Below are 14,098 nucleotides of genomic sequence, written 5' to 3'. Positions count from 1 at the left end.
ATATAACAGGGTTGCCTGAATTTTTTTAGAGACAACCCTGTTTATTAAGCGCCTGGTATTATAAATTAGTGTTTCTTATTACCATGCCCTTCGCCGCCCATGTTCATAATATCCCTGTCAAATAAGTACAGGCCGCTTTTATCATCGCCAATTAATTCAAGCTTATCGTTGCATTCCCTTGCGAGCCTTTCTTCTTCCAGTTGCTCGTTTACATACCACTGCAGGAAATTATGCGTGGCATAATCTTTTTCTTTCAGCGACATATCAACCAGTTCATTAATGCTTTCGCTCACTTTTACTTCATGCTTAAAAAGCTCTTCAAATGCTTTTTTTAAAGAAACAAAAGTAAGCGTGGGCTGTTCCAAAGGAGGTACAATGGCAAAACCGCCACGTTCATTTATATAAGTGATGAGCTTAAGCATGTGCATGCGCTCTTCATCGCTGTGCTTGAAAAAAAATTGTGTTACGCCTTTAAGCCCCGGTTGTATATCGGCCCAGCTTGCCATGGCCAGGTACGCCTGTGAAGATTGCGCTTCCATAAGCACCTGGCGGTTCAGGGCTTCCTGCATCGTTTGAGATAACATAGTGTAAGTGTTTGATGTTAATGAATAAATTTATTTTACAAGTGTAAATAAATTTATCATAATACGGATCACCTGCTTTGCTGAGCAGGAATTACTTTCACTTTATTTACCATTGCTTTATCTCTTAATGTTGATGCCCTGTCAACAAGCTGAATGAATTCTTTTCTGTAACCATCTTCATCGTTATCAACAGCAGAGGCGGCTATATTTTTTACAGATAAAAAATCAGCGCTGCCTTTATATTCAGAATTGCGCAGCAGCATGCCAAACTCAGCCACCGAAGCCGCAAAGCGGAAATTATTTGAAGTGGAATGGAAAGCAATATTTTCCTCTTTTAAAGGATGTTCCATTAAAATGCTTTTATCACCATCCGGTTTTTTATAGCGCAGCTTTATGTTCATTACTTCATCATTAAAACCAGGCTGCGATAATGGCTTTGTTTTTTGATACCGCAAAGCGTCCGCCTCTTTCAGCATCGTATCTTTTATGCCGGCCGGGATTACTTCATACAAAGCGGTAACGGTATGGCCGCTGCCAAGCTCGCCGGCATCTTTTTTATCATCATTAAAATCTTCTTTATTCAATAAACGGTTTTCATAACCAATCAAACGATAGCCCTGTATCTTTTTCGGATTGAATTCTATCTGCAGTTTTACATCTTTGGCTATTGTAAATAATGTTCCGCCAAATTCATTTACAAACACTCTTCTGGCTTCAGAAAGATTATCAATATAGTTATGGTTGCCATTGCCTTTATCTGCCAGCAACTGCATTTTACTATCCTGGTAATTACCTGTTCCAAATCCCAGTACCGAAAGAAATATACCCGAGCTTCTCTCCTGCTCTATCAGTGTCTGCAGTTCATCTTCACTGCTCTGGCCCACATTAAAATCGCCATCCGTGCAGAGTATAACCCTGTTATTGCCACCCCTGATGAAATTTTTTTTCGCGGTTGCATAAGCAAGCTGAATGCCTGCTCCGCCTGCCGTTGATCCACCTGCTTCCAATGCATCAATGGCATCTTTAATCTTCATCTTTTCATCACCACTTGTTGAGGGCAATACCAAACCTGCATTGCCTGCATACACCACCAGGGCCACTTTATCCTGTGGGCGCAACTGGCCCACCAATAATTTTAAAGAGGATTGTACAAGGGAAAGTTTATCCGGTTCATTCATGCTGCCGCTTACATCAATTAAAAAAACAAGATTGGAAGCAGGGAGGTTTTGGGTTGAAATTTTCTTTCCCTGCAATCCAATCAAAACCAGTTGATGCTGTGCATTCCACGGGCAGTTTGCTACTTCCGTATTGATGCTGAATGGCGCATCTCCCTGTGGCTGCGGATAATTATAGCTGAAATAATTGATCATTTCTTCAATGCGCACCGCACCTGCCGGCGGCAATTGACCGTCATTAATAAAACGGCGCACATTAGCGTATGATGCTGCATCCACATCAATGGAAAAAGTTGATAAAGGGTTATCGCCGGCCTTCAGGAAAGGGTTTTCCACAATATGATCATAGCCTTCTGTATTGAAATTTCCGTTATAGCGCCATGATTTATCATACGCTTTTTTCTGCATGTACGAGGCTGAATAACGGAGGCTTTTTCTTCCTCTCATATAAACCCCGGCTGCACGGCCGGCTAATTGCTGAGACATTACTGGCGCAGCGTTTAAAGCCACATCGGCTGTTTCGGCTCCATAGCCAACCACAACAACTTCATTAAGCGCCGTTGTATTTGCTTTTAAAACAACGGTATAATCTGATTTATCACTGAGCTTAATTACGGTTGTTTTATAACCGACATAAGATACTTCAAGCGCTTTTGTTTTATCATCAACGACAATTGAAAATTTACCATTGATATCTGAAACAACTCCGTTTTTTGTTCCCTTGGCAACAACCGAAGCGCCCACAACAGGTATTCCTTTTTCATCCTGTATTGTTCCTGTAATTGTTCTGTTTGTTTTTGCAGTAAAGGCAAAGCCTATAAGGGCAAACAAAATGCCCGCAAAAAATATCTTTTTCATATTGATTATTTTACTGGTTGATTAACGGTCGCGCAATTACTTTTCTTTAGGTTTTGAGATGGGGATTCTTATTATCCCGTAATTGCCCGTTGGCATATTGAAATGTACAGTGTTGTCGGGTTTTATTACATACATATTATCCGGTTTTGCAGTGTAAATATCAAAATGATTGCTGTTTCCTTTATAGGTAAGTTTTATTGCTGGCAACCTTAAAACACCATTGCTTAAACTGTCTGCAAACGGATATGCCGGTTTTGCTTTTTGCTGCGCTTTTACTATTGAAAAAGAAAGCAGGGCCAACAGGATGCAGGTAATGATTTTCATAATAAAAATTTAATGATTGGGATTTCACCGCTATTGGCCTGACGCTTTGAAGCGTCTGACCACGTTACTGTATAAACAGATGCAAAAAATTTTTGAATTACATAAAGGCTGAATTTTTTTTTAAATCCTTTTTAAATTTTAACCACAATAGGCACGAAGGCCGCCAGGCTTTGTGCATCTTTGTGTTTTCATACCTGCATGCTAAATAATAAAAATTGCCCGCGCAGCTTAAACATATAAACGCCAGTGCATCTTTAACGGATGAAGCATTGCTGCTTGATTTTAAAAAGCATAACGATCAGCAACTGCTCGCCCAATTGTATCTGCGCTATACCGATCTTGTTTACGGCGTGTGCATGAAATATTTAAAAGATGCGGAAGCAGCGAAAGATGCCGTGATGGATATTTACCAGGAACTTTTAACAAAGCTGCCAGCGCATGAAGTGGATAATTTTAAAAGCTGGTTGTACGTAGTGGCAAAAAACCATTGCCTGATGCAGTTGCGCAAAGACAAAAAAATGGTGACTGTGGAATTTACACCAACAGTTATGCAATCGGAAGACTTTACGCATCTTGACAGTGTGCTTGAAAAAGAGAGCGAATTAAAAAAGCTGGAATTTTGTATAGAACATTTGCCGGATGAGCAGAGGCAAAGCATCCGGTTGTTTTATTTAGAGAACAAATGTTATAACGAAATAGTGGAGCAAACCGGTTATGAATGGAATAAGGTGCGCAGCCTTATCCAGAATGGCCGGCGTAATTTAAAAATCTGTATGGAAAAAAATGGCTGAGCCATCACAACATATCAATTATTCGTTTGAAGATATTCAGCGTTACCTGCAGGGCAAAATGCCGGCTGCAGAGATGCATGAACTGGAAAAGGCTGCCCTGCAGGATCCTTTTTTAGCGGATGCCATTGAAGGTTTTAATGAGGCTGATCTGAATACAGCCAGCCAACATTTGAATGAAATTAATGCCGGCCTGTTTGCAGAAAAGCAAAAAACAAAACTTGTTTCCTTCAATAAAAGAAAGCAATGGCTGAATATCGCCGCATTGGTTATTGTGCTGGCAGGCGCCGGGCTGACAATATCTTTTTTTATAAGGCCATCCTCTTCAACACAACAAACAGAGATAGCAAAAACACAACAGGAAGCTCCCAAAAACGGGCCCGTAAAAGATTCTGCCATAACAACCGCCAATACAACAGCATTGGCAAAACAGCCGGATACGAATTTACCGGCTGCTGAAAACAAGGCAGTGAAGCAGGCACCGCCATCAGCCGCAAAAAAGAAATCAGAAAACAAAAAAACGCCTGTCGCAGGCAATGAAGTTTTAAATGAAACGGAAGCAGAAAGCGATTCTTATAAAACAGAGGTGGCCAGCGCAGCAGCGCCTCCCCGGGAAAAAACAATGATGTCCCGATCATATTCCACCGCTTTTGCGCCGGTTGTAAATGCAGACAGCCTGCAGGCCAGCTTACAGGGAAAAATCAGCGGGCTTTCTGTTTTGCCTGCAGGTTTTTCGGGCAAAGTGGTTGATGAAAGCAATAAGCCTATTTCCGGCGTTTCGGTAGTGTCTGCAGACCAGAAGGCGGCTGCTTTAACAGATGTGAATGGCTACTTTAACCTGCAAAAAAATGATACTTTATTACATGTTACGGCGAGCACAGTGGGCTACGATTCCCGAAACCAGGCCCTGCGCCGGGGCTTTAATAAACCTATTGTTTTAAAACAAAATGCTGCCTTAAACGATGTGGTAGTTATTGGTTACGGCGCTCAGCAAAAAAGCAATATCACCGGGTCTGTTTTGCGTAAGCAAAAGAATATAGCCGGGGATTCTGCCATGCCTGTTGGCGGATGGCAGCATTTTAATCATTATGTGCTTACACAGCTTGATAAAGATACTACCGCATCTGCCATTACGAACCCAAATGATTTGGTAGAATTAGAATTTTTAATAGACAATTCCGGCAATCCATACAATATTCAGGTAACCAGATCACCTAATGATGCGCACAGTATAAAAGCGGTGGAAATACTCAAAAACGGCCCTAAATGGACGCCGCCTGCACATAAGGAAAAAACAAAGGTCATAATTAGTTTTTAGGGCAAGGCATATCTTACCGTTTTTCATTCTGCTGCCTTCACTGTTTTAAACCCTTGCAGCAGATTAGGATATGCAGATGCCTTGTATATCGCCGGCAGCACGGCCACTGCGGTAATCGTTACTGTAATAGTCAAGAAAATCATGAGGCGTCCCCGGCCTTTTGTAAACAACATTCATTTAACCGCAGCACATCAGCCGAAATCTTATTCTTTTTCTTCGGGGCACAGTTCTTCCGCTTTTGGTAATGCCGTCAGCCTTATGAAGGCATATCCCAAATGGTATGTTATAGTGCCATCTGTTATGTGGGCGGGCGCTGTTGGTTATTCCCGTTTATATCTTGGCGTGCACTATCCTTCAGATGTTTCGGCAGGAGCTTTATTGTGAACCGGTACTGCCCTATGCCTGGGTTTATGAGACGGTAGCTAATGAGTAATGAGTGGCGAATGGCGGGACATGGGTATTAGTAATAATCCTGAACTCTACAATCTTTCTTTTCTGATAAAACCAAAATATCGGCAAATGATGGTTGCGGAAATAAGATGACAGCCGTGATCGTGAATACATTGGTTAAAAATGCCAACAATGTAATTTTAAAAAAATTCCCTAAAATTTTTTTTCATTTTTGTTGTTTTATCATTTTGGCAAGTTGCAGGTTCAAAACGGAAAAAGCATCTGTTTATTCTAAATCAACCTTAACTTTTTAAAAAATAAATACTGATAAATCAATGCCGTTTAATTAAGAAAAACACTCAATATTCCGCGCCTGACCGAATCAGTCGGGGAATATGAATATTTTACAAAATAAAGCCTTACCTAAATGACATTGACTGATAAATAAAGATATTACTTATAATACACAATCACAGGCATCTTCCGCTCTGCCTTTTCAACCACAAATCCTATGTTTTCTATTGATTTTAAAATGCCTGCTTCATCCCGTTGCTCTACATTTGTCTTTATGTCGTAATATCCAGGTAGCCCTGTTTCATCAACAACAGGTAAGCCCAGCTCATTGTCAAGATAATCTTCCGCAAAATCTTTTACCAAAACTTTGGTGCCGTCATAACCTTTGCCACTAAAGCCGAAAGAAGATTCGTTTGCTTCAGATAAAGTTATTTTTAATGCACCTGCGTCTTTTCTTTTTAAAACGTAAACAGGCATAACCCTTTTTTCAGAGCGGGCTTTAACTGGCAAAAAAGCGTTCAGGTATTGTTGCAGGTAATAAAACAGGCTGTCTTTTTGTTCCGGCCGCATCAATAAATCAACACAATACAATGTGCTTTTGTTTTCAAAATCAGAAACATCTTTTTCCGTAACAGTGCTATCGTATAACTCTTGTACTTTATATGATTTTATATTATACGCTGTTCTGTACAATAAACCTATTGTTACATTGAACCAGCTAATGCGGCGGCCTTTGTATATTCCCGATAAATAGCGCTTACCCATTGTTTGTTGCCCTTTCTTATATCCCCTTATAGTAAAGCTGTGTTGCGTAAGAGAATCTACACCAAAAGCATCTTCATTTGCCTTAATCATAGATTCTTTAATACCGGCGCTCATTTTTACTGTATCGCGGCGCAGCAGCCTGTTAATCATTTGCTGGTTGATGGAGTCTGTTTGAACCAACGCTACAATCCTTTTATCAGGATTTATAATGGCGCTTTGTCCAACAGATATAAAGCTTAGCATATTGTAAAGCGTGTAGCCCGTATCTGTTGCCAGCCATATACCGGAAGGTTTGTTTTTAAGGTATTTAGATTTACGTTCCTCGTCATCGTCAGAAATGGCTATAACTTGTATTCTCTCTGCATTTTGCTTTTGCAGTTTTGCCAAAGTATCCATTTCGGGAATACAAGGACTGCACCATGTGCCCCAAAAATTCAGAATATAAAACTTATTATCCTTTACCTTATTTAAATAAAATTCCTTTATCGGTGCATTGCTGATATTGGCTATCATCATATCCGGAAAGCGGCTGCCCATGGACAATACAGGCTCCTGTCCGTAAGTGCATAAAGACACTATAAAAGAGATATACACAAATTTAACCTTCATGGCTTGATTGGTTACACAAAAGTAAATTCGGAGTAGCCCTGACTGTGTTAATCCCCGTTATTGAACGTTATCGTTTGTTAACGAACAGGAACAGTCCTGTTTAGTGTCTATTTTTATAAAGTGGCAAAAAATACCCGGATATTACTGGCTGTATGCCTGCTGGCAACAGCAGGAGTTATTGTGCTGCAGTTTTTATGGATAAGGAATTATTATAAAGTATCGCTTTTTAATTTTGAAAGAGCTATAAACCTTGCATTTGAAGATGCCATTAAAAAGGATTTTCAGTTGCGCTGCGATACAATAGAACAATTACTTGTAAAGCAATTGATGGATACATCTGCTTTTAAAATATCAGGTAAATACCTTGAATATGCAAAACGGCAGGCTTTTACAATTACCGATGTAAAAAACAAAAAAGACTTCACTACGTTCAGCCATTCGGAGTTAAAAGACGCTTTAAAAGAACAAGACACTTTGTATAAAAAACAAATTGCCATTCGTTTTGCCAAAAGCCTGAGAAATGAAGACCTGGAAAATCATATAGTGTATTACCGCACCCAAAGCCTTGGCAATTTTATGTTAGACAAAATACAGGAGTACGGCTTCGATACAAATCGTCTGCGCCCTGTTTTTCAGGTATATCTTAATAAAAGAGATATTCATGCTCCATTCTATTTTCATACAAGTAAAACAGATAGTACGTTTAACTATATCATCCATTCTGATTCATTGCTACATTCGGGAGCAATAGCCACAAAAGCTTTTTCTACCTATAAGTGGTGGACGTATAACGAGCAATATGTAAGAGCTGTTTTTAAAAACCCGGTAAGCTATGTGCTGTTTCAAATGAAATGGGTATTAGCCGGGTCCTTATTATTAATACTGCTTGTAGGATGCTGCCTTATGCTGTTGATAAAAGCATTATTAAAGGAAAAACGGCTTGGCGTTATTAAAAATGATTTTATTAATAATATTACACATGAGCTTAAAACGCCTATAGCAACAGTATCTGCTGCTGTAGAAGTGCTGCAGGACGCTGATTTCAGCAGGGAAAAAGATAAAACAACCCGTTATTTAGGCTATGCTAAAAGTGAGCTTAACAGGCTGGCAAAACTGATAGATAATATCCTAAACATCTCCATCTATGAAAAAAATAAAGTGGCTTTACAAGCAGAACCTATACTCATAGAAGCCAGCATAAAAAATATAATAGAGGCCTTAACATTAACAGCAGGCAAGCCCGTATGCTATACTTATGAAAATAAATCAGAAACAAACATGATTCAGGCAGATAAATTATTATTTCATCAGGCAATGATAAATGTGTTGGACAATGCCATTAAATATTCTGACAATAAAGCCAAGATTGAGATTACCTGTTATAACAGAGGCAATAATTTTTGCATACAATGCACAGATTATGGAGAGGGTATTGCAGCCAGGTCCCTGCCACATGTTTTTGAAAAGTTTTACAGAGAGCCTAAACCCAATCATACTGTGAAAGGCTTTGGCCTCGGATTAAATTATGTGCAGGAGATAATGACTGCGCATAACGGAAAAATAGAGTTAACCAGTGTTAAAAGAAAAGGCACCACCGTAATTTTATATTGGCCGTTATGAATTTGGGAAGAGTACTTTTTATAGAAGATGAATTAACGTTGGCAGAAATTGTCCGCGAAAGCCTTGATGCAAAAGGGTTCGATGTAACACACGTCACTGCTCTGTCAGCCGCCACATTACAGTATCATAAAAACCTTCCTGATATTATTGTAGCAGATGTTATGTTGCCTGATGGTGATGGCTTTGACTGGGTAAAACAATTAAGAAAATCAGATACAACAACTCCTGTTATATTTTTAACAGCAAGGTCGCAAACAGAAGATGTTGTAAAAGGCTTTGAGTTGGGCGGTAATGACTATTTAAAAAAACCATTTAGCATAGCGGAACTGATTGCACGGATGAAAGCTTTATTGAAAAAAGGGCAACCATTTTCAACCCTCTCAAATTCAGAAAGCATTATATGGACTTTAGGGCAGTTTATTTTTTACTATCCCGCAGGAAAGCTTATATCATCATACAGAGACGTGCAATTAACATCCCGCGAAGCAGATTTGTTGCATCTTTTACTGCTGAATCTTAATTATACCGTTAGCAGGAATGATGTATTGCTGCAGCTTTGGGGTAATACAGATTATTTTTCCGGCAGAAGTCTTGACGTTTTTATATCCAAATTAAGAAAATACCTGCGTGCTGATGCATCTGTAAAGATTATCAACATAAGAGGTTTAGGCTATAAGTTAATTACGTACTAACGTTATGCTAATAATAACCATCTGTTTTTTTGCTACAGTTTACAAATTAGCCTGCTTCAGGTTAAAGCTGCCTGTATTTTTAATACATGTAACAAACAACCGGAAACCTTTAATACATTCTGCAACGTTTTCGTAAATAAATATGCAGATGATATGTATTTTTCCGAAATTTAAATATCACTGGCACAAATTGAATTGATTAGCTCATTAAATACAGATATGAAACAGCATTATTATATTCCACGCTGCATAAAATGTGCATTCATTGATTAGCTGAATTACAAATCCGGTCAGGCTGTGCAGAAGTGTTGAGAAATCTTTTGATGTTTAGAAACAAAATATAGAAGCTCTATAGAACCTTTTTCTTTCGTTCTCCTTTTATCGTTTCCGCAAGCTTCAGTGCATTGTAAGCATTTACAATGCCACCCGTTCTTGATAAAGTGCCGAACTTAACCGGATCGCTGCTGCCTGGGTTGATCACCACATCATCAGGCAAAGGCGTTACCGAATGTTCAATTACATACTTCAATTGTGTTGCACTGAGTTTGGGATAATACTCCAAAACAAGCGCGGCAATCCCGGTAACAACAGGCGCCGCCATGCTGGTACCGCTGAAAGATGCATACTTACTGCCGGGTATGGTTGAATACACATTTACACCTGGCGCAAATACATCCACTTCTTTTGAGCCGTAATTGGAAAACGGGGCAGCTAACAGGCTGTCCGGGCCACCTGCGCTGGCGCCAACAGTAATGTAATTAACAGCCTTGCCTGTATTGTTTAAAAATTCAGGGCTTGGAAAATCATTTGATGTATCAATATCCTTACCATCATTACCGGCGGCATGTATGATCAGCACATCTTTTGCAGCCGCATATTTTACGGCATCATCCACCCATTGTTTTCCGGGCGACCAGGGCTTGCCAAAACTCATGTTAATAATCTTTGCACCGTTATCAACTGCATAGCGAATGGCCAGCGCAATATCTTTATCCCTTTCATCGCCATCAGGCACTGCCCTTACCGGCATAATCAGTACATTGTCTGCAATACCATTCATGCCAATATTATTATTTCTTGTTGCAGCAATAATGCCTGCCACATGTGTACCATGTGTTGGCGTTCCTGCATCTATATTATTATTACCGTAATTTTTATCATTGATATCATTTGGATTATCCTTTACAATATCCTGCCGCTGTGCATCGGGGTCTGTTGCAAAACTGGCCAGCAACTGTTGCTGCTGCTGAACATATTCATTTGCTTCGGCAGCTAATTCTTCAAGCGGTACGGTTTCCGGTATTCTTCTTTGAGCATAAAAATCAAGCACCAATTTTGTTGAGCCGCCAGTTGCTGCACTGTCTGCCGCGCTATCATTTTTTATATCGGCAACAGTTATCGTGTCCTTGTGCAAAATGTTTTTCCAGGTGCTGTCTGTTTCATTGAACATATTTACCAGTGGCGTAACCCTTGATATAATAACGGTTGCTTTAACTGAATCCTGCGTATGCTGCTGTTTAAGCTCCTGCCATTCGCTAAACTCTTTATTGTTTTCAGGCGTTGCTGTGCTATCAGCAACATTTCCAAATAATTTATTCAGGCGATAATATTCCCTGTACGATTCAAGGCCTTCCTGTTCAATATTTTTTCCGTCTTTTCCGCCTAAAAAATTCCAGCCATGCACATCATCCACATAACCATTTTTATCATCGTCAATACCATTGCCGGGTATTTCTTTGGTGTTGGTCCATATATGCCCAACCAGGTCTTCATGCGCTGTATCAATACCGGCGTCAATTACAGCCACTACAACCTGGCGGCTTGTTTTGCCCTTCAATAATTCATCATAGGCTTTGGTAACACTGGCGCCATATATGCTGTCTTTGGCAAGGTCCGTTAACTGCCAGTCTTTGGCTGTATATCTGCCTATATCTTCTTTTGCATCCTGCGCCTGCATTGAGCTTATAAATGAAAAAGTGAAAATATAAACGATAACCCTGATACATTGTTTTTTAATGCTGACTGATAATAAATTCATGTAAATGTGATTGATGAAAAATATTCGGAATAAATAGTAACGTTTTATGCTGTTAAAAGCTGAATTAGTATTTTGAGAGCAGATGCCCAATCTATATCGGGCATGACGGGCAAGAGCGTGCATTTGTACTTGCTTTATAATCGTGTAAGATATCAGCTCAGCCTCTTACACAGTCCTGCCCCGGATTATTTCGGGGTAATTCCCGCGATCTGTCCGGGCTTGATTCGGGAAGGCGGGAACCTGCTTTTCCCTTGATAAATTACAATTTTTTTATTTAAAGATTTAATAGTACAACAGATTAAATATTATTCAGAAGATTTCAAAGTAAATGTATTTTTGTAACATGGTTGCAAAAATTGATAAAGGTTTAACAGTTACCAGCCGGTGCTTTATGCTGTTCGTAACACTGCTTTATGTATCAGCATTTTCACAGGCCCAGGATACAGCAAAAAACCAATATGGTTTGTATGTTATCAGTTCAACAGCCCGGTTGCAAAAAACAATTGATTCCGACAGCAATAAGGCTTTTGTACATTTAAAAAAATATGTACCGGGTATTGTGCTTGACATGAAGTATGCCACCACGCAAAACCTTATGTACACCAAAATGTACGACAAGGCTTCAGATGTAATCCGCCTGCCGGTTGCCAAAGCGCTGGATTCTGCGCAGCAGGAATTTAAAAAATATGGCGTTGGCATAAAAGTGTATGATGCTTACCGGCCATATACTGTTACCTGCTATATGTATAAGCGCATTCCCGATTCAAACTATATTGCAAAACCCTGGCGGGGCAGCCGGCATAACCGCGGCATAACGGTTGATATGACATTAATTGATTTAAAAACGAAAAAAGAGCTTGACATGCCAACACCATTTGATTGCCTTGCACCGGTTGCCAATTCGGATTATCCCAACATTAAAGACAGTGTTGTATTGCGTAACAGAACATTGATTATTTCTGTAATGACAAAGTATCATTTTAAAGTAGCGCAATCTGAATGGTGGCATTACGATTACCTGCCTGCGCTGGATTATGAACTGGTAGATATACCGCATGGCGAGCTGGAAAAGTTTGTAAACAAGTCAGAGCGCAGATAGTTTGCAGTAATTTTACGGGACATTATAGTTCCGTGATAATTATAAATTGCCGTATCTTAAATGAGTGATGAGTGTGCATGCCTAAAATAGGTTCAACACTGGAAATTTGAACTAATCACATTCTGGACCATTTGATTTTTCTGGAAATGCAAAAGACAATCGTTTCTTAATTAACCATGCTTGATTTTACATTTATCGTTTATAAACTATCAGTTGTCATTTCCTTACATTTTTTCAATTAATTTTTCTGTTACAAGCTGAAATGCTTCATCCGGATTGTATTTTTCATCTGGCCTGAGCAAAGCAATAGTGTCGCCTAAAAATTCATTGTCAGTTTTCTTACGTTCAATATTCAACAGAAATTCTTTTTTGGTCGGTACCGGTTTACCCAAAGAGAACTTTATATACGCTTTATAGCATTGTATTATCAGGCCAGCATTGGGATTCGCGTTTGTTAATGCTTTCCATAAATCGTATAAATCCCTGCCTTTTCTTCGTTGATATAATGCCCGGAGTTTTGTTCCTAAAAGTTCTTCCAATTTGTAAGTTGTTACTGGACTTTTTCCGTTGAACCAACCTGACGTTACTTCATAGTCTTTTTTCTCCCAGCCTAAAACAGAAAAATGCTCCCTGCAATTGGTTTCCACCTTCAGTTTTAAAACCTGGACAGGCGCAAGTTCCGATTCAAATTTGTAGTAAATTGTATTGTTGTCCTTCCTCGGCGTTACGTTTGATTTTCCTAAAAACAAAAGCGTTTTCTGAAGTTGTTGTATAGTTTCTTTTATTGGTTCTGCCCGGATTTGAACCAGGTCAATATCCTCTGAATACCTTGGTTGTGGTTGCAGGTAAAGTTTATGCAAAGCTGTTCCACCTCTGAAAGCTAAACTGCCTGCCAAAAATTTATTGCTGAAAATTTCTGTCAATGCCCGGCAAATAACAAGGTCTTGTTCAACCTGCTCATTTGTTTTCCAGGGAACGATGTTGCCCCATTCCGTTATGTATGCCCGGGGTATCATTATTTTTTAAAATTTGATTTTCGTTTTGCCTAAATCAATCGTCAAGCTCAATGTCTGTATTAATCATTATTTTCCATTTGTCATTCACCGGCTCATTGTTTTTCCCGCCTGATGCCTTCAATAGAATGGAATAAAACTTAACACCTGATTTTTTGCAAAGTGAATACAGTTTACCGGCGAGGCCTTGTTCATTAAGTATTTCTTCCAGAATAAACCCAAAGCGCTGCAATGATGTAGTATTGGTATAAGCAACTAATTCCTGTGTGATGTCTTTGCGTTTGATATTTTCCAACAGTTCATTGATTACGGTTACGGCACGGCTTAATCCGCCGATTCTCTTTTCGTAATTGACCAAATCAATGGCTGTCAGTACCGGGTTTGAAACGTTGATATAACCTGTTTCTGTTTTCTTCTTTTCAATAAGCGTGGCAGGTGGCAGTTGCCTTGTACTGATATAATTTATTTTAATCCCTTTTTTATTGGTTGGCCTTAAGACAGGATATTCCGTTACTACAAAATATTCCTGCG

At 39.4% G+C, this 14,098-nt stretch carries 13 protein-coding genes; 6 read left to right on the top strand and 7 right to left on the bottom strand.

What is annotated here, in order from left to right; translation table 11 throughout:
* Positions 1–65: 65 nt before the first annotated feature.
* The 3 genes from QM629_RS12040 to QM629_RS12030 form a co-directional block, all read right to left on the bottom strand.
* Complete coding sequence (locus tag QM629_RS12040; RefSeq protein WP_415160123.1) at positions 66–584, bottom strand: ferritin; 519 nt, start codon at positions 582–584, stop codon at positions 66–68.
* A gap of 68 nt (positions 585–652) precedes the next feature.
* Positions 653–2,617 carry a YfbK domain-containing protein gene (locus tag QM629_RS12035; RefSeq protein WP_415160122.1) on the bottom strand — a complete coding sequence of 655 codons (1,965 nt, stop codon included), beginning with the start codon at positions 2,615–2,617 and terminating at the stop codon, positions 653–655.
* Between the two features lie 36 nt (positions 2,618–2,653).
* Positions 2,654–2,941, bottom strand: coding sequence for a hypothetical protein (locus QM629_RS12030; RefSeq protein WP_415160121.1), 288 nt, complete (start codon positions 2,939–2,941; stop codon positions 2,654–2,656).
* Positions 2,942–3,156: 215 nt separating this feature from the next.
* Here QM629_RS12030 and QM629_RS12025 point away from each other — a divergent pair, with 215 nt between their 5' ends.
* The 3 genes from QM629_RS12025 (at position 3,157) to QM629_RS12015 (ending at position 5,431) form a co-directional block, all read left to right on the top strand.
* A complete protein-coding gene (locus QM629_RS12025; RefSeq protein ID WP_415160120.1) occupies positions 3,157–3,732 on the top strand; it encodes an RNA polymerase sigma factor in 576 nt (191 codons plus the stop codon).
* A complete protein-coding gene (locus QM629_RS12020; protein ID WP_415160119.1) occupies positions 3,725–5,047 on the top strand; it encodes a carboxypeptidase-like regulatory domain-containing protein in 1,323 nt (440 codons plus the stop codon). The genes QM629_RS12025 and QM629_RS12020 overlap by 8 nt, the downstream gene beginning before the upstream one ends.
* 81 nt (positions 5,048–5,128) lie before the next feature.
* Positions 5,129–5,431 carry a phosphatase PAP2 family protein gene (locus tag QM629_RS12015; RefSeq protein WP_415160118.1) on the top strand — a complete coding sequence of 101 codons (303 nt, stop codon included), beginning with the start codon at positions 5,129–5,131 and terminating at the stop codon, positions 5,429–5,431.
* Positions 5,432–5,890: 459 nt separating this feature from the next.
* On the opposite strand, the gene QM629_RS12010 is transcribed toward QM629_RS12015, so the two are convergent.
* On the bottom strand, positions 5,891–7,105 hold the full coding sequence (locus QM629_RS12010) for a redoxin domain-containing protein (RefSeq protein WP_415160117.1): 1,215 nt from the start codon (positions 7,103–7,105) through the stop codon (positions 5,891–5,893).
* A 120-nt stretch (positions 7,106–7,225) separates the two neighbouring features.
* Here QM629_RS12010 and QM629_RS12005 point away from each other — a divergent pair, with 120 nt between their 5' ends.
* Both QM629_RS12005 and QM629_RS12000 read left to right on the top strand, forming a co-directional pair.
* Entirely contained in the window at positions 7,226–8,725 is a 1,500-nt protein-coding gene (locus tag QM629_RS12005; RefSeq protein WP_415160116.1) for a sensor histidine kinase, read from the top strand.
* Positions 8,722–9,417, top strand: a complete 696-nt coding sequence (locus QM629_RS12000; protein WP_415160115.1) for a response regulator transcription factor — start codon at positions 8,722–8,724, stop codon at positions 9,415–9,417. The genes QM629_RS12005 and QM629_RS12000 overlap by 4 nt, the downstream gene beginning before the upstream one ends.
* A 349-nt stretch (positions 9,418–9,766) precedes the next feature.
* On the opposite strand, the gene QM629_RS11995 is transcribed toward QM629_RS12000, so the two are convergent.
* A complete protein-coding gene (locus tag QM629_RS11995; RefSeq protein WP_415160114.1) occupies positions 9,767–11,455 on the bottom strand; it encodes a S8 family peptidase in 1,689 nt (562 codons plus the stop codon).
* Between the two features lie 343 nt (positions 11,456–11,798).
* On the opposite strand from QM629_RS11995, the gene QM629_RS11990 reads away from it, so the two are divergent.
* Positions 11,799–12,554 carry a M15 family metallopeptidase gene (locus tag QM629_RS11990; RefSeq protein WP_415160113.1) on the top strand — a complete coding sequence of 252 codons (756 nt, stop codon included), beginning with the start codon at positions 11,799–11,801 and terminating at the stop codon, positions 12,552–12,554.
* 224 nt (positions 12,555–12,778) lie between these two features.
* Here QM629_RS11990 and QM629_RS11985 read toward each other — a convergent pair whose 3' ends face one another.
* Together QM629_RS11985 and QM629_RS11980 are read right to left on the bottom strand one after the other, a co-directional pair.
* Positions 12,779–13,570, bottom strand: coding sequence for a nucleotidyl transferase AbiEii/AbiGii toxin family protein (locus tag QM629_RS11985; RefSeq protein WP_415160112.1), 792 nt, complete (start codon positions 13,568–13,570; stop codon positions 12,779–12,781).
* Between the two features lie 34 nt (positions 13,571–13,604).
* Positions 13,605–14,098, bottom strand: a 494-nt coding sequence (locus QM629_RS11980) for a type IV toxin-antitoxin system AbiEi family antitoxin domain-containing protein (protein WP_415160111.1), incomplete at its 5' end; no start/stop codon positions are given.

It is taken from the genome of Parafilimonas sp., assembly GCF_047606085.1.
Classification (GTDB): Bacteria; Bacteroidota; Bacteroidia; order Chitinophagales; family Chitinophagaceae; genus Parafilimonas.
The sequence above is the reverse complement of the archived record's forward strand: the minus strand, read 5'-3'. Positions and strand labels throughout refer to the sequence as shown.

Bases quoted from the DNA above. Each gene is read 5' to 3' on its own strand.
- QM629_RS11995 (WP_415160114.1), bottom strand. From the start codon at position 11,455: ATGAATTTATTATCAGTCAGCATTAAAAAACAATGTATCAGGGTTATC.
- QM629_RS12030 (WP_415160121.1), bottom strand. From the start codon at position 2,941: ATGAAAATCATTACCTGCATCCTGTTGGCCCTGCTTTCTTTTTCAATA.
- QM629_RS12035 (WP_415160122.1), bottom strand. From the start codon at position 2,617: ATGAAAAAGATATTTTTTGCGGGCATTTTGTTTGCCCTTATAGGCTTT.
- QM629_RS12040 (WP_415160123.1), bottom strand. From the start codon at position 584: ATGTTATCTCAAACGATGCAGGAAGCCCTGAACCGCCAGGTGCTTATG.
- QM629_RS11985 (WP_415160112.1), bottom strand. From the start codon at position 13,570: ATGATACCCCGGGCATACATAACGGAATGGGGCAACATCGTTCCCTGG.
- QM629_RS11990 (WP_415160113.1), top strand. From the start codon at position 11,799: ATGGTTGCAAAAATTGATAAAGGTTTAACAGTTACCAGCCGGTGCTTT.
- QM629_RS12020 (WP_415160119.1), top strand. From the start codon at position 3,725: ATGGCTGAGCCATCACAACATATCAATTATTCGTTTGAAGATATTCAG.
- QM629_RS12010 (WP_415160117.1), bottom strand. From the start codon at position 7,105: ATGAAGGTTAAATTTGTGTATATCTCTTTTATAGTGTCTTTATGCACT.
- QM629_RS12000 (WP_415160115.1), top strand. From the start codon at position 8,722: ATGAATTTGGGAAGAGTACTTTTTATAGAAGATGAATTAACGTTGGCA.